This is a genomic window from Flavobacterium psychrotrophum, from assembly GCF_003403075.1.
Lineage (GTDB): Bacteria > Bacteroidota > Bacteroidia > Flavobacteriales > Flavobacteriaceae > Flavobacterium > Flavobacterium psychrotrophum.
In genome coordinates this window covers 1,435,968-1,457,438 of record NZ_CP031557.1, presented here as the reverse complement: position 1 = coordinate 1,457,438, position 21,471 = coordinate 1,435,968, and the positions used below count along the sequence as shown (strand labels likewise).

The window sequence follows — 21,471 nt, the reverse complement described above, 5'->3', positions numbered from 1 at the left end:
ATTAATAGCCAGGATTCTGAACAAGGTTTTTATTAATGTTCAGTTCTGTTTGCGGTATTGGCCAAAGCTCATTTACACCAGCTACAAAATTTTTCTTCTGGTAAATAAAGAACCCATTATTATCTACCGGATATGCCGTATAAGACGAAGGCGTATTTGTAAGTTTCATACCTGTAAACTGCTTATTAAGCTCTTGTGCTGCTGTGCCCCAACGCAGGATATCATAATAATGTACTCCTTCAAAAGCCAGCTCTACTTTGCGTTCCCTTCTTACAATAGCGCGCAGTTGTGTTGGGTCTGCCGTTGTAACATCCGGCATATTTACACCAGGCCTGTTGCGTATAAGGTTAACGGTTTCATCGAGCACAGACTGGGTAACACCTTCACCCGACTCCAGTTTAGATTCAAGATACCCCAATAACACCTCAGGGTAGCGAATGATTATAGAATTACCACCATAGTTCATAAGGTTACCGCTAAAGCTGGGATCCATAAGTTTATTAATGCAGTAACCACTCCAGTTGTACCTGCTTATCCTGTCTGGCGAGTTACTATCTGGCCGGGACACATAAGTAGTACCATTAAACACGGTTCTGTCAGATATCATTATATTAAAGTCCATCCTGGGATCGCGGTTTTCATAAGGATTTGTCCAGTCATATAATGGCGACTCCTCTATGGTTTTACCATCTGTACATTCAAAAGATTGTACCAGCTCATTATACGGAGAGAACTGATGCCACCCGCCCATAGCTTCGGGGTAAGCATACTGTGGCAAAACCTGTGCATACTGGTCTTCCTGGTATTGTGTACTCCATATAATCTCGCTATTATTTTCATTTGCCTGCCAAAACACCTGTGCATATCCTGTTTGATACACAGCATAAGCATTACTGTCTATTATCTTTTTATAGGTTGCAGCGGCAAGACTCCACTTTTGTTGTGCCATTTGTACCCTGCCCAGTATTGCAAGCGATGCACCTGCTGTAAGGCGACCGCTATCTGCCGCAGGGCGTGTTGTAGGTAATGCCGGATAACTTTCTATAAGTTCCTGCTCTACAAATGCCCATACATTAGCTTTTGATGTTTGTGGTATGCTGTTTGCCTCTTCTACCGTTAGTAAATGTTCCGGCATAGGTACATCGCCAAAATACAATGCAAGGTTAAAAAAACAGTATGCCCTTAGCGTGCGGATTTCAGCCGTCATTATAGCCTTATTTTGTTCATCCATGGTTACATCTCCAATATGATCAAGAAAATTATTGCACCTGGATATTTTGCGATAGGTATTAGACCAGTATGATGCTGTTACCCAGTTAGTGGCATTTAGCGTACCATCGGTAATACCATCAGGATAATGTTCTTTTTCAGAACCTTCACCCGCAGCAAGGTCTAGCCATAGTAAAGAGATACCATTAAAAAAGTCCTGCCCTGCCCAAAACGCATCAATGTCATAACAGCCGGTAAGTGCCAGCATAGCATCTTTTTCATTCTTCCAAAAGGTAGCATCAGAAACCTGGTCAAGGGGTTGCTTGTCAAGAAAATCATCTGAACAGCCTGTAATAATTACCGACAAGGCTATTACACTCAGTACTTTTGCCGGAGATATATGTTTAAGAAATTTTATTTTCATAGTATTTGTTATTAAAATGTGGCATTAATACCTAATGTGTAGGTTTTGGTTATAGGATAAAAATTACCGTTGCTCATTTCAGGATCCCATCCTTCATAGAATTTATTGAAAGAAAGCACGTTTTGCCCTCCTACATAAAATCTTAGCCTTTCCATCTTTAGCTTATCCTTTACAAAGCTTTCCGGTAATGTATAACCTATCTGTATGTTTTTAACCCTCAAAAAGCTTGCATCCCTAAGCCAGTAGGTAGACGTCATTGTAGTACCGCTACTACCATTAAGGCTGGTAAGTTTTGGATATTCAGCATTTCTGTTCGGGTTGTCTGCCGTCCATCGGTTGTCTGCCTGCCAGCGTTGTACCTGCCCTCCATTGTAAAACGCGTATGCTTCGTATGAGTCCAGCCTCTTTTTATAACCTCCAAGGCCGCTAACCAATAATGAGAAATCAAATCCTTTGTAATTAGCATTAATAGTAGCACCATAAGTATATTTAGGGGTTGTGCTACCTATAACCTTTCTGTCATAAGTTCCGTCTACTTTACCATCCGGTACACCATCAGGGCCACTAATATCCTTATACCTCACAAATCCCGGCTCTGCGGCATAAGGCTGAGAAGCATAACTATCTACATCTGCCTGGTCTGTAAACAGGCCATCTGCAACATAACCGTAAATTGCACCTATGGGCTGCCCTACAAAAAGGTTACTATTTATATCTTCCTTTAAACCACTGGAAAGTTCTGTAACCTCATTTTTAATGTATGAGAAGTTAGGGCTTACACTAAATCTTAAATCTCCTATTTGCTGATTAAAGTTAAGCGCTATTTCATAGCCCCTGTTTCTTACTCCGCCTATGTTTACCGGAGCTGTTCCCATACCCAGAACTGATGAACTTGCTATACCATAGAGTACATCATTAGTTTTTTTATTAAAGTAATCAAATGTAAGCCCCAGACTGCCACCAAGAAAAGAGGCATCTATACCCACATCTGTTGTAGTGGTACTTTCCCATGTTATATTAGCGTTACTTGTAGTATTTACAGCTGCACCTGCTGTATAGATACCTCCAAAAGAATAATTTTCGCCCAGGCTTACCTTATTTTGGTAAGGATACTCGCCCACATTCTGGTTACCCAATTCACCCCATGAACCGCGGAACTTTAGAAGGCTTAACCAGCTCAGTTTATCTTTTAAGAAAGCTTCTTCTGAAACAATCCATCCTGCAGAGAATGAAGGAAATACGCCCCAACGTCCCGCACTCGGAAATCTTGAAGTACCATCTGTCCTTATATTTGCTTCAAACAAATAGCGGTCGTTTAGTATATAATTTAGTCTGCCAAAATAAGATCGTATAGCCCACTCTGAAGCAGAACCTGAATTAGACATACCTACTGCACCCGCAGCATTTAGTTCTGACAACAGGTTATTAGGGAAATCTTTTCTGTAACCATTTATAAATACGTTTTCAGCGTTTTCCTGAGATGCACCTGCAAGTATGGTAAAATTGTGGTTTTTAATAGTCTTGGTATACGATGCCAATGCCTGCAGCGTTACCTGGCTGCCCTGGCCACTGTATACATTAAGGTTGTTTGGCCCTACTGTTTTATACTGGTCAAATACTACTTCGGCAATATAATTTTTATCATAGTAGGCATTATACATATATCCTACTTTTCCGCTAATGGTAAGCCCTTTTACCGGCTCCCATGCTAACTCAGTACCTCCAAGAAAATATTTGTTTGTGCCTTTTTTAAATGAATTACTGTCCAGCCAGGCTTCAGGGCTAAAATTATCCTGGTAACCATATGTACCGTCAGATTTTCTGCCTGCATAAATTGGCCCCTGGCGTACCGCATATCTTATAATACTCGTCATGCTACCGCCACCCTCAAGTTGTGTAGGCTCATTAGTTTCAGATGAGTACCCCATCATGTTTACTTTCAGCGTAAGATTATCTTTAATCCTGGTATCTGTATTAAACATAAAGTTAAACTTAGTATAGTTGTTTTCTTCAACTAAACCATCCTGCTTAAGATATGATGTAGAAAAAAGGTTTCTTATTTTATCATTACCCCACATAAAGCTCAGGTTATGGTTGGTTTGAAAACCTGAGCCTGAATTTAAAAGGTTTTTTAAATGTGGAACATTCGGATAATTATCAGGATCTGACTGATCGCGAAATTTTTGTATCTCAGCATCAGTATATGTAGCAGATTGCCCCATGTTTGCATTAGCTTCGTTTCTCAATATTGCATATTCGGCAGAATTTACAAAATCGGGCAGCGAAGTAGGATTTTGAAAACCTGCATAGCTGTTATAGCTTACCTGCATTTTACCTTCTGTACCGCGCTTGGTTTCTACAAGAATAACACCATTAGCCGCACGGCTACCATAAATTGCTGCAGAAGCAGCATCTTTTAGCACTGTTATACTCTTAATAATGTTTGGATCTACATCATTTAGCGATCCTGCAAGCCCATCTATCAATACAAGTGGCCCGCCACCTGCACCATAAGATCCTGATCCCCTTATAGTGATGCCGGTACCATCTGCACCGGGGCGGCCTGAACCCTGCGATACGATAACACCCGACGTTAGACCCGCAAGAGCCTGAGATGCCTGGGTTATAGGCCTGTTATCTAAATCTTTAGATGATATTGTAGATATAGAGCCTGTAAGATTTACCTTTTTTTGGGTGCCGTATGCCACAATTACAACCTCATCAAGCTGTTCATTGTCTGACTGAAGTGTAACGTTAATAACTGACTGGCTACCTACTGCAACAGACTGCGATTTGTAACTTATAAAAGTAAATACAAGTGTATCGCTTTGAGAAGCAGATACAAAGTATTCACCATTTAAATCTGTAGTAACAGCTTTGCCAGTGGCTTTATTAAGTACAGAAGCGCCAATAAGGCCTTCAGAAAGATTGTCTGATGCTTTTACCTGTCCGGTTACGGTACTTTGTGCCAGGGCAGTATGGGCAGATAAGCCCAATAAAAACAACAATAGTATTTTTGGAAACAGCTGCCTTTTATTTTCTTTAAGGCGATTTTCGCTTCCGGAGATGAGTATTAGTTTCATCATATCAGCATAAGGTTAAATGGTTAATAGTTAAAAAATTAGGTCAGAAAAACACTATATCGTTATAGTGAAAAAAGCGTAGGTTTACTTATTTATTATTATTTATCAGATATGTTTTTTGGATATTATTACAATGAAATACAAGCTGTAAGAGCATAAACATTTTCAGTTTCAAGAAAACGTTTTAGTTTAATTTTTTAACAATCTTTTAAGTATCAGGTCTTGTACAAAGGTGAGAGAAATATAAATCTGAAAATTTTGGAATATTATCTAATTATTAAACTAAATTATTTTTTAATTAAATTTTTAGGGTATTTTTTTTGATATCTGTATTTATCATCCAAAAACTTATTCATGGGTTCTATAAAAAATGTCAAATCCATTTTCTACTCCATGAACTTCTAAATTATCTAAGGCTGATACTACCATTTCATAAAACCCGGGTAACTCATCTGCCAGAGATTTAAACCTTACATCAGATAAAATAAAGCGGCAAACCTCAGCTGTACTGTACTGTTTCCATGCGGTATTAAAAAAATTGATTATGGCATCGTCATCCCGGCGCAGTATTTCCCGGCCCTGCCAGTTACCTTTATAAATTCTTATCAGACAGGCAAAAGCATACGTAAGACGTAATGGTAAGACCTGGTTTAATGTATAGTAATCTCTTATAACCGGAATAAGCCTCGCTTCAAATTTAGAAATGGAGTTAAGAGAAATATCTGATAAATAATGCTTTAAATAAGGATTGTTAAAACGGTCCAGCACCTGTTTTGTGTACTTCAGGCGGGTTTCTTCGGGCAAGAGTATTATAGGCAATATTTCATTGTGCAACGTTTGCAAAACAAAATCTATACAGAAACGGTTTTCCATACTTTCTTTAACCGTTGTAATACCTAACAGACGGCCTATCTGTGCCAGTATGGTATGTGCACCATTTAACACCATTACCTTTTGTGTACGGTAAGGTGTAAGATCTGGCACTACAATAATATTCTCATCAATACCGGTAAACGGCAATTTTGCAACAAGGGCATCATCTCCTTCAATTACCCATAAAAGATAGGGTTCGCAAACAGTAGCAAGGGCATCATAATAATTAAGCTGAGCCATATACGCTTCAGGATTATCTTTAGGAAAACCCGATACGATGCGATCTACAAGGGTATTACAAAATGTATTGCAGGTAATAACCCAATTTATAAATGCAGTATCCAGCTGCCATAAATGAGCATACTGTAATACTATATCTTTAAGCGTATCTCCATTATTCTCTATTAGTTCGCAGGGTAAAATTATGAGTCCTTTATGCTCATCGCCATTAAAGTGCAGATATCGTTTGTACAGCAAGGCAGTTAATTTTGCTGGAAAGCTTTTATGCGGCTGCCTTTCTAAAAAATTATCGTCCTCGTCAAATGCAATACCGTTTTCGGTAGTGTTAGAAAATATAAATTTCAGTTCTTCCCCTTCGGCAAGTTTTAAGAAATCGTCGTAATTTTCATAAGGATTTACAGCAGTCTGTATACAGGTAATTACCTGATTTTTATCGATTGTTACACCATCTTTTACACCTTGTGTAAAGAGAGTAAAAAGTCCCTCTTGCCGCTGTAACGTTTCTAATCCCGACCCCGGCCTGTTTTTTATAACAGCCACGCCGCCGTTAAACCCATTTTTATTAAGGCAGTCAACAATATAATCTGCAAAACCACGCAAAAAATTACCATCGCCAAACTGTATTATTTTTACAGGTAACTCTTTTGCATTTATTACAGAGCGGTTTAATGTTTTCATTTGCTACATATTAATTGAAAGCGATTTTACTATGTTTACGGCCTGGCTTAGCTCAGCCTCAATTTGCTGATAATCATAACTGCCATCGGGTAAAGTTTTGAATACCGAAGAACCAAAACCCACACAGTAAACACCTGCCTTAAACCATTGTTGTAGTTCTTCGGCATCGAGCGTTATGCCACCGGTAGCCATAATATTAGTCCAGGGCATAGGCCCTTTTACAGCTTTTATAAATGCTGGGCCGCCCAGCTGTTCCGCAGGAAAAATCTTTACGATGCAAGAGCCGGCTTCCTGTGCTGTAGCTATTTCGGTAACTGTACCGCAACCGGGTATCCATACTATCTGCCTGCCATTACAAAAACGCGCTATCTCGCTATTAAATAAAGGAGATACTATAAATTCGGCACCTGCCGATGTATACAATGCCGCAGATACAGCATCTGTTACAGACCCTACACCAAGTATCATTTCCGGCATGTGCTTTTTAGTATACGCATGTACGGCTGTAAATACCTGTAAAGCACTATCGCCACGGTTTGTAAACTCAAACACACGTATACCTGCAGTGTAGCAGGCTTGTATAATTTCCTTACAAACAGTTACATCCATATGGTTAAAAACAGGTATAATAGCCGTTTCTTTAAGTGCTAAAAGCACTTGTATTTTAGTAAATTGCCCCATAAATATTATCTGTTAATTCTCCCGGAAAAACTTCCTTTTGCCAGAGCGGTAATCTCTGTGACAGTAGCAAGGTTTACATCCCCCAAAATACCATGCTTTAACGCGCAGGAAGCCAATGCAAATTGTAAAGCTTCGTAAACATCTCCGTCCTGGTGCAGTATGTATATAAGCCCGGCAGCAAAAGCATCGCCCGTGCCTATACGGTCTGTAATTGTGTTTATTGTAATTGCATCCGTTTGTATGTACTGGCTATTGGTCCAGCACCGTGCGTAGATTTTTTGTGCAGATGCATCGCTACCCACCCTTACTTTATCTACAACCATAGTAATATCAGGATAGGCTTTCATCAATTCTTCTGAGGCCGAAATAAAACTCTCTTTATCTGCCGGTTCTGATCTATCCAGAATTTCGTTTATCTCGGCAGGACCGCCTATAAATACGGTTGTATATTGCAATAGCTCGCTAATAACTTCTTTGCTATCACGCCCATAATTCCATAGGTTTTTACGAAAAACAGGATCGGCTGTAACCACTATATTTTTATTTCGGGCAATTTTGAGCCCTTCAAGCAATGTTTTATAAGTCCCCTCTGAAATGGCAGGCGTTATTCCCGTCCAGTGAAAAATTGCGGTATCTTTTAAAACGGTTTCCCAGTCAACAGCCGCTGGCGTTATTTTAGAAAAAGCGCTGTGCTGCCTGTTGTAACTAATGTTACCGGAACGAAATTCTGATCCTGCTTCATAAAAATATAAGCCTATAGGATGGTCATTCCTTACAACTGCCGAAGTATCTATGCCATAACCACGCATAACAGATAGCGCGGCATCGCCTGTCATATCCTCTGGCAGGCAGGTAATGTGCTGTACTGTTAGCCCCAGCATAGACAGCCCGGCGCTAACATTCATCTCGGTACCCCCAAAGTAATAATCTAACGAGTAAACCTGTTGTAGTTTATAACTGCCCGGTGGCGAAAGCCTCATAAGTACCTCGCCAAAAGTAATTACCTTACGCATCGAACTCTATTACGGCTTTTAATACGTTCCTGCTACTATCCATAAGGGTTTCAAAATTTTCGGCCAGGCTGTCAAAGCTGAGCCTGTGCGTTATATATGTAGTAACATCTATGTTACCCGATTTAATAGCCGTTATTACAAAATCAAAATCTGCCTTTGTAGCATTACGGCTGCTCATAAGAGTAGATTCGCGCTTATGAAATTCAGGATGGCTAAACGTTAGCGGCTCTTTTTGTAAGCCCACAAGCACATACCTGCCGCTATGGGCCATATACTTAAAAGCATCATTCATTACATTTTTATTACCGGTAGCATCTATCACTACTGTAGGCATATCACCATCGGTAATTTCGCGCAGCCGCGAAATTACATCCTCCTCCAGCGGATTAATAACGGCATCGGCACCCTGCTCATTTTTTGCATAGCCCAGCCTGTAATTATTAACATCCATAGCAATAATTTTCTTAGCGCCGGCTATTTTAGCAAATGCTATAAGCCCGGCACCTATGGGGCCTATACCCATAACAAGTACTGTATCGGTTGCAGTTACACCAGCCCTTTTTATGCCATGGGCTGCAATGGCAAGAGGCTCTACCACAACAAGTTCATCATAAGATAGTCCCTGTCCATTTATAACATAAGCTTCGGGCAGGGTAATATATTCGCACATACCACCATCTGTATGTACCCCAAAAACGTTCATCTTCTCACAGCAGTTAGTATGCCCATTGCGGCAGGCTACACACGTACCACAATTAAAGTAAGGCAAAACGGTAACCCTGTCCCCTGCATTAAATCGGTTACTATTTCCTGCCACATATTCGGCAGCAAGCTCATGGCCTAATATTCTTGGATATTCAAAAAAAGGCTGGGTCCCCTCATAAGCATGAAGGTCTGTACCGCACACACCGGCTTTTTTAAGTTTAAGCAGTACCTCACCCGGCTGTAATTCCGGCATGGGTTTGTGCTTTATCAGTAGCCTGTAAGGCTCCTCGCATACTATGTATTTCATGGAATACTAATTTGTGCTATAAATTATTATTGGAATACTGGTTAGGTTTCAGCAGCCTGACAGCCACCTGTTATGTAGCATGCTTAATTTAAAGAAAGCCATACCTCTGTTAGCGTTTTAACGCTGTAATAAGTTCTAAAATGTAAGTACAAAGTAATAGCAATTGAAAATCATAAAACTTTACCCTATTTTCCAATTATTAAGCTTTATTATCAAACTACTACGATACAGTACCCAAGTATTAAATAAAAAACATTAGTTTTGATTAAAATTGAAAAAATAGTGAAACCTTTTTTATTAAAAATACCATCAAGTTCATCGCGCTCATTTAGTGCAAGGGTAGACAGAGCGCCGGATATTAATAATATATGGCACTACCATACCGAGCTTGAAATTATATATGTAAAAAAAGGTGACGGTACCCAGTTTGTGGGTGATGACATTCGCCCTTTTAAAGACGGCAACATAATAATTGTGGGAAGTAACCTGCCACACTACTGGCAGTATTCAGCCAAGTATTTTGAAAACATAGAGGATAACCCGATAGAGGTTTATGTAATACATTTTTCTAATCAGTTTTGGGGTGCTGATTTTTTAAAATTACCCGAGAATACAGACTTGCAACGCATAATAGAAAAGTCTAAAAGGGGCATACAGCTTACCGATTGCCACGGAACACGGCTGGGCTGCCTGATCGAAGAAATTGTTACCGGTAACGACAGGCGCAAAATACTTAACCTTATGGATGCGCTGCTGGTAATTTCTGAAACAGAAAAAAAAGAACACTTAGCATCGGTAGGTTTTCAGGGCTATTACCAGGAAGTAGAGCGCGACCGCATACAGGCAATATTTAATCATACCATAAACCATTATAAAAGGCGCATTGACCTTGACGAAATAGCGGGTGTAGCTAAAATGAGCCGCCCGGCATTCTGCAAATTTTTTAAGGCAAAGACGGGCAAAACCTATTCCAGCTTTATAAATGAAATCAGGATAGGCAACGCATGCCGTATGCTCATAGAAAATTCGCTGAGTGTAAAAGAAATATGCTTTGAATCAGGATTTAATAATTTTGCCAGTTTTCACGAATGCTTTAAAATCGTAACCGGCAACACGCCTTTGCAGTATCAAAAAATTTACAATAAGTAAAAAATATTACCTTATTTTTTTTATTATAAATAATTACAGGTTAATATATCTTACTAATTTAATAATTACCCATATTTTTTAATTCCGGCTTTTACATTACTTTGTAAAACATCAATCGATATAGTAACCTGATATGAATACAGTTTATCTCAGGACATCTTAAAGCAGCATAAAAAGTAATCTTATGCTGTTTTAGAAAGAGTAGATGTTTATATAGAAATCATAAACTAAAAAATGAATCACGCTACATCAAAGGTTACAGTAAGCAAAAAGTCGGGTACCGGTAACAACTACCTGATACCTCTAATATTGGTTACCAGCCTGTTTTTCTTTTGGGGCTTTATACATAACCTGGATCCTATACTTATACCGCACCTTAAAAAAGTATTTACCCTAAACGATCTTGAAACTGCGTTTGTAGACTTCTCTGTATTCATAGCCTACTTTGTAATGGCCCTGCCTGCCGGATATTTTATGCGGCGTTATGGTTATAAAAGCGGCATAATAGTAGGCTTGCTATTTTTTGCCATAGGTTCTTTCCTTTTTATTCCAGCTGCTAATACACAACAATACATATTTTTTCTGGGTGCCTTGTTTATCATTGCCTGCGGATTAGCGTTTCTTGAAACGGCAGCTAATCCTTACATAACAATTTTAGGAGATCCTGAAACGGCCACGCGAAGGCTTAATTTCTCTCAGTCTTTTAATGGCCTGGCAGCATTTATGGCTCCTATCATCGGTGGTAAATTTATACTCTCAGGAACCGAATATACCGAAGCTCAAATTAACGCTATGCTCCCTGCAGACAGGCAAATATACCTTGCACAGGAAGCAGCCAGTGTTAAAGGCCCCTACCTGGTTTTAGGCATTATAATTTGTATTATCATAGTACTATTTGCTGTTGTAAAACTACCTGATATTAAACATGAAGAAGAAAGTACAGATAGTAACAATGGCGCATCTATAAGTAAGATACTAAAGCACAAGCATCTTAAATGGGCTGTAATTGCACAGTTTTTTTATGTGGGCGCACAGGTATGTATCTTAAGCTTTTTTATACGCTTTGCTACTACCGCAGCGGGTATTAGCCAGCTACAGGCTAGCTGGTATGCCGGGGCAGCCGGGCTCGCCTTTATGCTGGGGCGTTTTGCAGGTACATTTTTTATGCAGTTTATAGCGCCAAACAAGCTACTTATACTATACGCCTCTATAAATGTAGGGCTTTGCTTCCTGGCTATTTTTGGCACGGGCATGATAACGGTTTATGCTCTTATAGGCATATCATTTTTTATGTCGGTTATGTTTCCTTCTATATTTTCTATGGGCATCAGCGGCCTGGGGCATGATACAAAGCTTGGCTCATCACTCATTGTAATGAGCATTGTAGGCGGCGCACTATTGCCATTAGGGCTTGGTTACATATCAGACCTTACAGGAAACATACAATATGGCTATGCCGTACCTGCCGTTTGTTTTCTGGTTGTTTTATTATACGCCGCCAAATACTGGCAACCTCAGCAAAACCATACCAACAATAACTTACTTTAATTAAATAGCACTCCCCTTTCTATGAAGAATATTGTATTAAGAATTAACCCGGCAGATAATGTTCTTGTAGCCTTACAGGATATTGCTGCGGGCACTACAATACATTATGATGGCCTTGATTATACCACAACAGAGCCAATACCTGCCAAGCATAAATTTTTTATGGCTGATATGGAGCCCGGCGAAGAAATAATAATGTACGGTGTGCTGGTTGGCAAAGTACAGTACGCGGTGCAAAAAGGCACCCGCATGAGTACCGAAAACACCAAACATGCCGCAGAACCTTACGCCTACCGCGATGTAAGTTATACCTGGCAGGCTCCGGATGTAAGCAAGTATAACAATCGTACTTTTAAAGGTTACCACCGCAGTAACGGACAGGTAGGTACAGCCAACTACTGGTTATTTATACCTACTGTTTTTTGCGAAAACCGCAACCTTGATATTATTAAAGAATCGCTGTATAGCGAACTGGGATATGCCGTAGATGATAAGTACAAATCCTTCACCCATAAGCTTATAGAAGCTTTTAATAACGGAGAAGACATCAATACTATAAGCCTGGGCCCGGTGGCAGCTACTGCCCCTGAACGTGTGTTTAAAAACATAGACGGCATAAAGTTTCTTAACCATACAGGTGGATGTGGTGGCACAAGACAGGACTCTGAAGTATTGAGCAGGTTATTGATTGCTTACGCAAACCATCCTAACGTAGCGGGCGTTACGGTATTAAGCCTTGGATGCCAGCACTTACAGGCTGATAGTTTTAAACACGACCTTTTTGCCCTTCATCCAGATTTTGATAAGCTGCTGCTTATATTTGAGCAGCAGCGCGCGGTAAGCGAAGAGCAAATGCTAAAAGATGCAATAAGGCAAACATTCATAGGCCTTATAGAAGCTAATAAGGCAGAACGTGCCGATGCACCGTTAAGCAAGCTTACAGTAGGTGTAAAATGTGGTGGCAGTGATGGTTTTAGTGGCATATCTGCTAATCCTGCTGTGGGGCATTGTGCAGATCTTCTTGTAGGTCTGGGTGCTAAAGTACTGTTGGCTGAGTTTCCTGAATTGTGCGGTGTAGAGCAGGAAATGATAGACCGTTCTGTAAACAGAGAAACTGCCGAAAAATTCATAAAATTAATGACCGATTATGATGCCCTTGCGCATCAGGCAGGTTCGGGATTCTTTATGAACCCTTCGCCGGGCAATATTAAAGACGGGTTAATAACCGATGCCATAAAATCGGCAGGGGCTGCAAAAAAAGCGGGTTCATCGCCGGTTGTAGATGTACTTAATTATACAGAACCGGCTACAAAACCAGGCCTTAGCCTTGTATGCACACCCGGTAACGATGTAGAAGCTACTACAGGTAAAGCTGCGGCAGGAGCCACATTGATACTGTTCACCACAGGCTTGGGCACACCTACCGGCAACCCCATATGCCCTACTATAAAAGTAGCTACAAACTCGGCGCTTGCAGCACGCATGGCAGATATAATAGATATTGATACCGGTGCTATTATAAATGGCGAAAAAACAATTACCGAAATGGGCGAAGATATACTGGAATATTGCATTAAAGCAGCAAGCGGTATAGAAATACCCAAGGCAGTGCAACTTAACCAGGACGATTTTATTCCGTGGAAACGTGGGGTAAGCCTTTAGACATCCTGCTCGGGCTTTAAGACTTAAAAAATTCAACCTTTAGACTATAAAAATGTTTAGATTAGATAATAAAATAGCGGTAGTAACCGGGGGTGGCAGCGGCATTGGCCAGGCTATAGCCGTACTACTCGCTAAGCAGGGTGCCGAAGTTTATATATTCGAGATCAGTGCAGAAAATGCAGCCGCAACACTCTCTCAAATAGAGGCTTTTGGCGGTAAAGCATTCATCAGGGTTTGCGATGTTGCAGACCAGCAGGAAGTCCTGGCGGCTTTTAAAGCCATAGGCCCTGTAAATATATTAGTAAACAACGCAGGCATAGCCCACATTGGCAAGGCAGATACAACACCCGAAGATGATTTTGACAGGGTAATGCGTGTTAATGTAAAAGGTGTTTATAATACTTTGTATGCCGCAATACCGCAGTTAAGGCTTGCAGGCGGCGGTGTTATTATAAATATGGCTTCTATTGCCGCACTGGTAGGTATACCGCACCGTTTTGCATACAGCACTGCTAAGGGTGCAGTTAAGGCCATGACCATGAGCGTGGCAAAAGATTATATAGGCGAAAACATAAGGTGCAACTCTATTTCCCCGGCGCGGGTGCATACCCCGTTTGTAGATGGTTTCCTTCAAAAAAATTATCCTGATAATATAGCTGAGATGTTTGATAAACTTTCTAAAACCCAGCCTATAGGCCGCATGGCAAAACCTGATGAGGTAGCATCTCTCGCACTATATTTATGTAGTAATGAGGCGGCATTTATTACGGGTGTAGATTATCCTATAGATGGTGGTTTTACTACCCTAAACAATTAAAGAAAAGTATGAAACTAATACGATTTGGAGCCCCGGGGCAGGAAAAACCCGGTGTTATTATAAAAGATAAACGCTACGATGTATCTCACCTGGTAGCCGATTACAACGAAGCTTTTTTTACCGGCGATGGTATTGAACAGCTTAAAAATAAAATATCAAATGGCAATCTGCCCGAAGTTTCAGCTGATGAAAGGCTTGGCGCACCACTGGCACGTCCGTCAAAAATTATATGTGTAGGCCTTAACTATAAAGACCACGCCGCCGAAACCAATGCCCCAATACCTACGGAACCTATATTGTTTTTTAAGTCTACCACAGCAATTGTGGGCCCTGATGATGACTTGATTATCCCTAAAAACAGCACTAAAACGGACTGGGAGGTAGAACTTGCAATTGTTATTGGCAAAAAGGCAAGTTATATTGATGAGCAAGATGCACTTAATCACGTAGCCGGATATACCCTGCACAATGATTATAGCGAAAGGGCTTTTCAGCTGGAGCGCAATGGCCAGTGGGTAAAAGGTAAAAGTTGCGATACATTTGCCCCAATAGGCCCCTTTATTGCCACACCCGATGAAATTGAAGATGTACACAACCTGAGGCTTTGGCTTAAGGTAAATGATAAAGTACTACAGGATGGCAACACCTCAAACCTCATCTTTGACGTTCCGTTTATAGTAAGCTATATCAGCCAGTTCATGACGCTGCTTCCGGGCGATGTTATATCTACAGGTACACCCGCAGGCGTAGGCTTAGGCCAAAAACCCGAACCATGGTACTTAAACCCGGGCGACATAGTGGCTTTGGGCATAGATGGCCTTGGCAGCAGTACCCAACATGTAAAGGAGTATCAACCATGATTATTGATGCACATGTGCACTTTTGGCACTATGATGCGGTAAAGAACGACTGGATTACGGACGATATGAAAGTGATCCAAAAAGATTTTCTTCCTGCAGATGCGTCAGCCGTTTTAGCTCAAAATGGTGTTGATGGCTGTATTGCTGTACAATCTACCCAAAGCGATGCAGAAACAGATTTTTTATTAGAGCTTGCAGCCGAAAATACTCAGGTTAAAGGCGTAGTCGGTTGGATTAATCTGGCAGACCCCGATATCTTAGAGGTACTTGAAGGCTATAAAACAGAGAAAAAACTTAAGGGATTGCGACATGTGGCACAAGGTGAACCCAGGGGATTTTTGCTTCGCGATGAAATTGTAACCGGCATAAAACAAGTTGGCCTTAATGGCTATACCTATGATATATTGATATATGACCATCAATTGGAAGATGCCATACAGCTAACCGAAAAGCTATCCGGCCAGCCTTTTATTCTTAACCATTGTGGTAAGCCTGCATTGCGCAGCGGCGCTATTAAAAACTGGAAATCAGGCATAAAAGAACTTGCAACAAACCCCGATGTATCTTGCAAAATATCAGGGCTTTTAACTGAAGATAAGTGGCACAACTGCAATGAAAAACAGTTATCAGAATGCTTTGATACCATCTTTGAAAACTTCGGCACAAGCCGCATTCTTTTTGGCAGCGACTGGCCGGTGGTAAACGTTGCGGGAACATATACACAGTGGATGGGCTTTGTAAAACAATATATTTCGCAATGCACTACTGCGCAGCAACAGGACATATTGGGCAATAACGCAGCACGTATCTATAATCTTTAAATGCTTAAAAATGAATTTATATCTCGAAAATAAAGTAATAGTTGTTAGTGGCGGTGCAAAAGGTATTGGCGAAGCAATAACGAGAATATTAGCCGCTGAGGGGGCAATACCCGTTATTATAGGCCGTAGTGAAAACGATAACCTGAAACTGGTTAATGAACTAACTACAGCCGGGCTAAAAGCCGGCCTTGCCACAGCAGAACTTTCTACTCCTGATAACTGTAAAACTGCTATTGATGCAATTGTTGCACAATACGGGCGCATAGACGGGCTCGTAAATAATGCAGGTGTTAATGACGGCGTAGGCCTTGAGAGTGGCAACTATGAGGGCTTTATAGCGTCATATCATAAAAATGCTGTACACTACTATTTATTAGCACACCATGCCCTGCCCTACCTTAAAGCATCTAAGGGTGCCATTGTAAATATAAGCAGTAAAACTGCCGAAACGGGTCAGGGTGGCACGTCGGGCTATGCGGCGGCAAATGGTGCCCGAAATGCTTTAACACGCGAGTGGGCACTGGAATTATTGCCCTACAGCATTAGGGTAAATGCAGTAATTGTTGCTGAAGCGTGGACACCACTATATGAAAGCTGGATAAACACCTTTGACAATCCGGAAGAGAAACTTGCCAAGATAACAGCAAATATTCCGTTAGAGCACCGCATGACTAAAACAGAAGAAATAGCCGATATGGTAGCCTTTTTATTATCTCAACGCTCATCGCACACCACCGGGCAACTTATTTATGTAGATGGTGGCTATGTACATTTAGACAGGGCATTATAAGCAGAACCGCAACGCTAATATCTTACTATGAAAAAAGCTATTTACCTGCTATTTGTTTTGCTTTGCTGCACAATGGGCACTGCACAGGAAATTTCATCGCCCAATAAAAAGATCGCCGTTTTAGTTACAGCACAAAAAAATGAATCTGCCATATCTTTTAGTGTGTTGTATAAAACAGGTAGTGAAAGTATAACGGTCTTACCGAAATCGCCTCTGGGCATCATAACAAATAATGAAACTTTTACAAATAAACTTAGACTGGTAAGTGTATCTGATTTAAAACCCATACACGAAAAGTATACTGCTGTAAGTGGTAAGCGCAAAGACCGGGAAAACTTTGGTAACGAAAGAATTTTTAAATTTAAGAATCGTAACAATACGTCTCTAAATATCATTTTCAGGGCGTACAATGATGGGGTTGCATTCCGCTATGAATTTCCAGACAAGTCTGCTACACCTGTAAACATTACCGCCGAAAATACAGCTTATATTCTTCCGGAAGGCACAAAGAGATGGATGCAGCCATTTGAAACATCATACGAAGGTTTTTATCCTGAGAGCACTAATGGCAAGGGAAGCGAAAAACAAGAATGGGGATTTCCTGCCTTGTATAACGTTACGGGCAGTAACGTATTGGTATTGCTGTCTGAAGCAGGACTGTCTCAAAATAATTGTGCCGCGCGGCTAACTAATGCAAATAGCCCTAATCAATATAATGTTACCTATCCTGAAACCCGGGATAACTTTAAGCAGGTTGGTGCCGTTAGTACATCGCCCTGGAAATCTGCCTGGCGTACCTTAACCATAGGTACACTGCCCGATATTGTAGCATCTACCCTTATAGACGACATTAGTTTGCCTAATAAGCTAAAAGATACCTCATGGATACAACCTGGCGCAGCATCCTGGGTTTACTGGGCAAACAATCACGGTTCTAAAGACTTTAAAAAACTGACAGCATACATAGACTTTGCCGCACAAATGAAATGGCCATACACACTTATAGACTGGGAATGGGATGTAATGGAAAATGGCGGCACAATAGAAGATGCCGTAAGATATGCAAAAGCAAAAGGCGTTAAACCACTCATTTGGTATAATTCAGGAACATCATGGCTGGAGCCTACCCCATGGGACAGGCTTCTTACCCCGGAAAAACGGGCAAAAGAATTTGCATGGCTCAATAAAATGGGAATCTATGGCATTAAAGTCGACTTTTTTGCCGGAGATCAGCAGGATATGATAAAATACTATATTGATATTTTAGAAGATGCTGCTAAATATAAGCTGCTGGTTAATTTGCATGGTGCCACAGTACCTCGCGGATGGGCACGCACCTACCCGAACCTGCTTACTACTGAGGCTGTATATGGTGCTGAATGGTACAATAATAACGGCACACTAACAAATGCAGCAGCCCGCCACAATACTACACTACCTTTTACCCGCAATGTAGTAGGATCTATGGATTATACGCCGGTAACATTTTCAGACAGCCAAAATCCGCATATAACAACATACGCTCATGAACTGGCGCTATCGGTAGTATTTGAGTCAGCTTTACAGCATTTTGCAGACCGTCCTGAGTCATATAACGCCCTGCCCGAAAAAGCACTTGAATTTCTAAAAAAAGTGCCTACAACCTGGGATGATACTAAACTGCTGGATGGTTATCCGGGAGAAAAAGTAATCATTGCCCGGAAAAAAGGCAACACATGGTATATTGCCGGCCTTAACGGAAAAGATATACCGCAGGATTTTAAAATAGACCTGAATGCCATCACAGATAAAAACGTAAAAATTGATTTAATATCTGATGGTAAAGACAATACCTCTTTTACAATAAAAGAAATAATACCGGGCAAAAATACCCCTTTACAGATAAACTGTCTGCCACGGGGCGGATTTACAGCAACACTTACCGAACTGTAAATCAACCCATAAACATAACAACTATGAAAAACTTTCTTGCAAAACTTTTATTGATCTCAGCACTGTCCGCCTGCACTACTCCGCTATATGCACAGCAGGATCTCACATTGCACTACGATAAACCGGCAAAAGAATGGACAGAGGCTTTACCTATAGGTAACGGAAGGCTGGGTGCCATGATTTTTGGTAAAGTAGATGAAGAACTCATCCAGCTTAATGAAGCTACACTATGGAGTGGCGGGCCCGTTCCTAAAAATGTAAATCCTTCGGCTTTTGAAAACCTGGAGCCAACCCGTAAAGCACTTCGCGAGGGCGATTATGAAAAGGCTTACGAACTTACAAAAAAAATGCAGGGGCTTTACAGCGAAAGTTATCTGCCGTTAGGCGACCTTATCTTAAAGCAGGACTTTGGCGGCAGCCAGCCAACAAATTATTATAGAGGGCTTAATATTCAGGATGGATTAGCTACTACCACTTTTACAATTAATGGTGTAGAGTATAAACGAGAAATTTTTGCCTCTGCACCAGCGGGTAGTATTGTTATCAGGCTAACAGCGAGCCAGCAAGGCAAATTATCTGTTACCTTAAATGCCAGGAGCCAGCTGTACAATAAGGCCAGTATTAAAGGGGATGCTATTTACCTTAACGGAAAAGCACCTGCACATGCAGATCCCAGTTATATTAATTATAACAAAGAGCCAATTGTGTATAAAGATATTACAGGCTGTCGCGGCATGCGCTTTGAACTGGCTGTAAAGCCAATGATTAAAGACGGGAAACTAACACAGGACGGAAATAATATTGTTATAACAAACGCATCTGAAGTGGTGCTTATAGTTACTGCTGCCACCAGTTTTAACGGTTTTGACAAATGCCCTGACAGCCAGGGTAAAGATGAACATAAACTTGTAGCAGGATATTTAAAACTGGCTAATAAAAAATATGATCCCCTGCTTAAAGAGCACCTTAAGGATATTCACCATTTCTTTAACAGGGTAGCTTTAAAGCTTAATAAAACCGAAGAAGACAAATCTGCACTGCCTACCGATATAAGGCTCGAAAAATATACTGAAGGCGGTAAAGACTCAAACCTGGAGGCTTTATTCTTCCAGTATGGGCGTTACCTGCTTATTTCGTCATCACGCACTAAAGATGCCCCGGCAAACCTTCAGGGTATATGGAACAAAGACCTTCGCGCGCCATGGAGCAGCAACTATACTACAAATATTAACGTGCAAATGAACTATTGGCCGGCAGAAACAGGTAACCTTTCTGAACTGTCGTCGCCATTAAACGATCTTATCAAAAACCTCTCTGTTACGGGAGCTGAAACTGCGCAAAGCTTTTATCATGCAAAGGGCTGGGTAGTGCACCATAACGCTGATATATGGGGTACAAGCAACCCTGTAGGCGACCTTGGCAAAGGCGATCCTATGTGGGCTAACTGGTATATGGGAGCCAACTGGCTAAGCAGGCACCTGTGGGAGCATTACCAGTTTACGGGCGATAAAAAGTTCCTGAAAGAAGCTTACCCCATAATGAAAGGGGCTACTCTTTTTACCTTAGACTGGTTACAAAAAGATGAAAATGGCTACCTGGTAACAATGCCTTCTACATCTCCGGAAAACAGGTATTACTATGATGGCAAAAAAAAGGGTGCGGTTACTGTAGCAAGTACTATGGATATGGCTATTATAAGAGACCTGTTTTCTAATACCATGGCTGCATCGGCCATTTTAGGTACCGATAAAGACTTTGCTGCAACCATACAAAAAGCAAATGCAACACTATTTCCTTATAAAATAGGCAGTATAGGGCAATTAATGGAGTGGCATGAAGACTTTGAAGAAGAAGACCCGCACCACAGGCACACCTCACACCTGTATGCGCTACACCCTGCAAACAGTATTTCTCCGCTAACCACGCCGGATTTAGCTGCTGCAGCGAGAAAAACACTGGAGCTGCGCGGAGACGACGGTACCGGCTGGAGCCTTGCCTGGAAAGTAAATATGTGGGCACGGCTACTAGATGGCAACCATGCTTACAGATTGTTTAGAAACCAGCTGCGCCTTACAAAAGATAACGATCCTAAATATGGCGGACATGGTGGTGCATATCCTAATCTTTTTGATGCCCACCCGCCATTTCAGATAGATGGTAATTTTGCAGGTACTGCCGGTGTTATAGAAATGCTGCTGCAAAGCCATAATAACGAGATACAACTACTCCCGGCTTTACCTGATGCCTGGGAAGACGGTAGTGTTAACGGTATTGTAGCACGTGGCAATTATCTTGTAGACATCAACTGGGCATCCGGAAAATTAAGCACCGCAAAAATAATATCTAACAACGGAGGCACATTAACCATACGCGCAGATGAGCCTTTTGTTGTTGATTCGCTTAAATTGAAAAGTAAAAAGTCTACAATAGGCTACACCGTTTCTTTTGAGGCTAAGAAAGGAGTAACCTATACGATAAAGTCTGAATTATAAAAAAGATTGTATCTAAACTCAAAATCGAAAAAACTATCAAGAATTCTGAAAACATGATAACTAATTTAAAAAAGATATAAGCTTAATTTTTGATGATTTTCTGTTGACGATAAAAAGAGGGGATTTCATAGTTTTGAGATCCCCTCTTTTTAAAAATTATGTCCATGTACATAATGTTCAACATATA

At 40.9% G+C, this 21,471-nt stretch carries 15 protein-coding genes; 9 read left to right on the top strand and 6 right to left on the bottom strand.

All coding sequences use genetic code 11. The annotated features are described in order from the left end of the window. Position 1: 1 nt before the first annotated feature. The 6 genes from DYH63_RS06305 to DYH63_RS06280 form a co-directional block, all read right to left on the bottom strand. Positions 2-1,633 carry a RagB/SusD family nutrient uptake outer membrane protein gene (locus DYH63_RS06305; RefSeq protein WP_116787999.1) on the bottom strand — a complete coding sequence of 544 codons (1,632 nt, stop codon included), beginning with the start codon at positions 1,631-1,633 and terminating at the stop codon, positions 2-4. Between the two features lie 11 nt (positions 1,634-1,644). Then, positions 1,645-4,719: a SusC/RagA family TonB-linked outer membrane protein gene (locus tag DYH63_RS06300; RefSeq protein WP_240409070.1), complete on the bottom strand. Its 3,075-nt coding sequence runs from the start codon at positions 4,717-4,719 to the stop codon at positions 1,645-1,647. A 345-nt stretch (positions 4,720-5,064) separates the two neighbouring features. Continuing rightward, on the bottom strand, positions 5,065-6,507 hold the full coding sequence (locus DYH63_RS06295; protein ID WP_116787997.1) for a tagaturonate reductase: 1,443 nt from the start codon (positions 6,505-6,507) through the stop codon (positions 5,065-5,067). A gap of 3 nt (positions 6,508-6,510) precedes the next feature. Continuing rightward, positions 6,511-7,188 (bottom strand): bifunctional 4-hydroxy-2-oxoglutarate aldolase/2-dehydro-3-deoxy-phosphogluconate aldolase, encoded by a 678-nt coding sequence (locus tag DYH63_RS06290; RefSeq protein WP_116787996.1) that lies wholly within the window; start codon positions 7,186-7,188, stop codon positions 6,511-6,513. Positions 7,189-7,193: 5 nt separating this feature from the next. Beyond that, a complete protein-coding gene (locus DYH63_RS06285; RefSeq protein WP_116787995.1) occupies positions 7,194-8,201 on the bottom strand; it encodes a sugar kinase in 1,008 nt (335 codons plus the stop codon). Beyond that, complete coding sequence (locus DYH63_RS06280) at positions 8,194-9,213, bottom strand: zinc-binding alcohol dehydrogenase family protein (RefSeq protein WP_116787994.1); 1,020 nt, start codon at positions 9,211-9,213, stop codon at positions 8,194-8,196. Before DYH63_RS06280 ends, DYH63_RS06285 begins: the two co-directional genes overlap by 8 nt. A gap of 282 nt (positions 9,214-9,495) precedes the next feature. On the opposite strand from DYH63_RS06280, the gene DYH63_RS06275 reads away from it, so the two are divergent. The 9 genes from DYH63_RS06275 to DYH63_RS06235 all read left to right on the top strand — a co-directional run bounded on the left by DYH63_RS06275 (position 9,496) and on the right by DYH63_RS06235 (position 21,284). Next, on the top strand, positions 9,496-10,362 hold the full coding sequence (locus DYH63_RS06275; RefSeq protein WP_116790756.1) for an AraC family transcriptional regulator: 867 nt from the start codon (positions 9,496-9,498) through the stop codon (positions 10,360-10,362). Positions 10,363-10,596: 234 nt separating this feature from the next. Beyond that, the gene (fucP, locus tag DYH63_RS06270; protein WP_116787993.1) at positions 10,597-11,910 is read left to right on the top strand and encodes an L-fucose:H+ symporter permease; all 1,314 of its coding nucleotides are present in this window, start codon (positions 10,597-10,599) and stop codon (positions 11,908-11,910) included. A gap of 21 nt (positions 11,911-11,931) precedes the next feature. Beyond that, positions 11,932-13,572, top strand: a complete 1,641-nt coding sequence (locus DYH63_RS06265) for a UxaA family hydrolase (RefSeq protein ID WP_116787992.1) — start codon at positions 11,932-11,934, stop codon at positions 13,570-13,572. A 52-nt stretch (positions 13,573-13,624) separates the two neighbouring features. Next, on the top strand, positions 13,625-14,389 hold the full coding sequence (locus tag DYH63_RS06260) for an SDR family NAD(P)-dependent oxidoreductase (RefSeq protein ID WP_116787991.1): 765 nt from the start codon (positions 13,625-13,627) through the stop codon (positions 14,387-14,389). A gap of 8 nt (positions 14,390-14,397) precedes the next feature. Continuing rightward, positions 14,398-15,249, top strand: a complete 852-nt coding sequence (locus DYH63_RS06255; RefSeq protein WP_116787990.1) for a fumarylacetoacetate hydrolase family protein — start codon at positions 14,398-14,400, stop codon at positions 15,247-15,249. Further along, entirely contained in the window at positions 15,246-16,070 is an 825-nt protein-coding gene (locus DYH63_RS06250; protein ID WP_116787989.1) for an amidohydrolase family protein, read from the top strand. Before DYH63_RS06255 ends, DYH63_RS06250 begins: the two co-directional genes overlap by 4 nt. Positions 16,071-16,080: 10 nt before the next feature. After that, positions 16,081-16,860: an L-fucose dehydrogenase gene (locus DYH63_RS06245; protein ID WP_116787988.1), complete on the top strand. Its 780-nt coding sequence runs from the start codon at positions 16,081-16,083 to the stop codon at positions 16,858-16,860. A 27-nt stretch (positions 16,861-16,887) separates the two neighbouring features. Next, complete coding sequence (locus DYH63_RS06240; protein ID WP_116787987.1) at positions 16,888-18,792, top strand: glycoside hydrolase family 97 protein; 1,905 nt, start codon at positions 16,888-16,890, stop codon at positions 18,790-18,792. 23 nt (positions 18,793-18,815) lie between these two features. Then, positions 18,816-21,284: a glycoside hydrolase family 95 protein gene (locus tag DYH63_RS06235; RefSeq protein ID WP_116787986.1), complete on the top strand. Its 2,469-nt coding sequence runs from the start codon at positions 18,816-18,818 to the stop codon at positions 21,282-21,284. The last annotated feature ends 187 nt before the right edge of the window (positions 21,285-21,471 follow it).

Coding starts and splice junctions, on each gene's coding strand:
- DYH63_RS06260 (WP_116787991.1), top strand. CDS start 13,625: ATGTTTAGATTAGATAATAAAATAGCGGTAGTAACCGGGGGTGGCAGC.
- fucP (WP_116787993.1), top strand. CDS start 10,597: ATGAATCACGCTACATCAAAGGTTACAGTAAGCAAAAAGTCGGGTACC.
- DYH63_RS06305 (WP_116787999.1), bottom strand. CDS start 1,633: ATGAAAATAAAATTTCTTAAACATATATCTCCGGCAAAAGTACTGAGT.
- DYH63_RS06300 (WP_240409070.1), bottom strand. CDS start 4,719: ATGATGAAACTAATACTCATCTCCGGAAGCGAAAATCGCCTTAAAGAA.
- DYH63_RS06235 (WP_116787986.1), top strand. CDS start 18,816: ATGAAAAACTTTCTTGCAAAACTTTTATTGATCTCAGCACTGTCCGCC.
- DYH63_RS06290 (WP_116787996.1), bottom strand. CDS start 7,188: ATGGGGCAATTTACTAAAATACAAGTGCTTTTAGCACTTAAAGAAACG.
- DYH63_RS06285 (WP_116787995.1), bottom strand. CDS start 8,201: ATGCGTAAGGTAATTACTTTTGGCGAGGTACTTATGAGGCTTTCGCCA.
- DYH63_RS06250 (WP_116787989.1), top strand. CDS start 15,246: ATGATTATTGATGCACATGTGCACTTTTGGCACTATGATGCGGTAAAG.
- DYH63_RS06295 (WP_116787997.1), bottom strand. CDS start 6,507: ATGAAAACATTAAACCGCTCTGTAATAAATGCAAAAGAGTTACCTGTA.
- DYH63_RS06245 (WP_116787988.1), top strand. CDS start 16,081: ATGAATTTATATCTCGAAAATAAAGTAATAGTTGTTAGTGGCGGTGCA.
- DYH63_RS06280 (WP_116787994.1), bottom strand. CDS start 9,213: ATGAAATACATAGTATGCGAGGAGCCTTACAGGCTACTGATAAAGCAC.
- DYH63_RS06255 (WP_116787990.1), top strand. CDS start 14,398: ATGAAACTAATACGATTTGGAGCCCCGGGGCAGGAAAAACCCGGTGTT.
- DYH63_RS06265 (WP_116787992.1), top strand. CDS start 11,932: ATGAAGAATATTGTATTAAGAATTAACCCGGCAGATAATGTTCTTGTA.
- DYH63_RS06240 (WP_116787987.1), top strand. CDS start 16,888: ATGAAAAAAGCTATTTACCTGCTATTTGTTTTGCTTTGCTGCACAATG.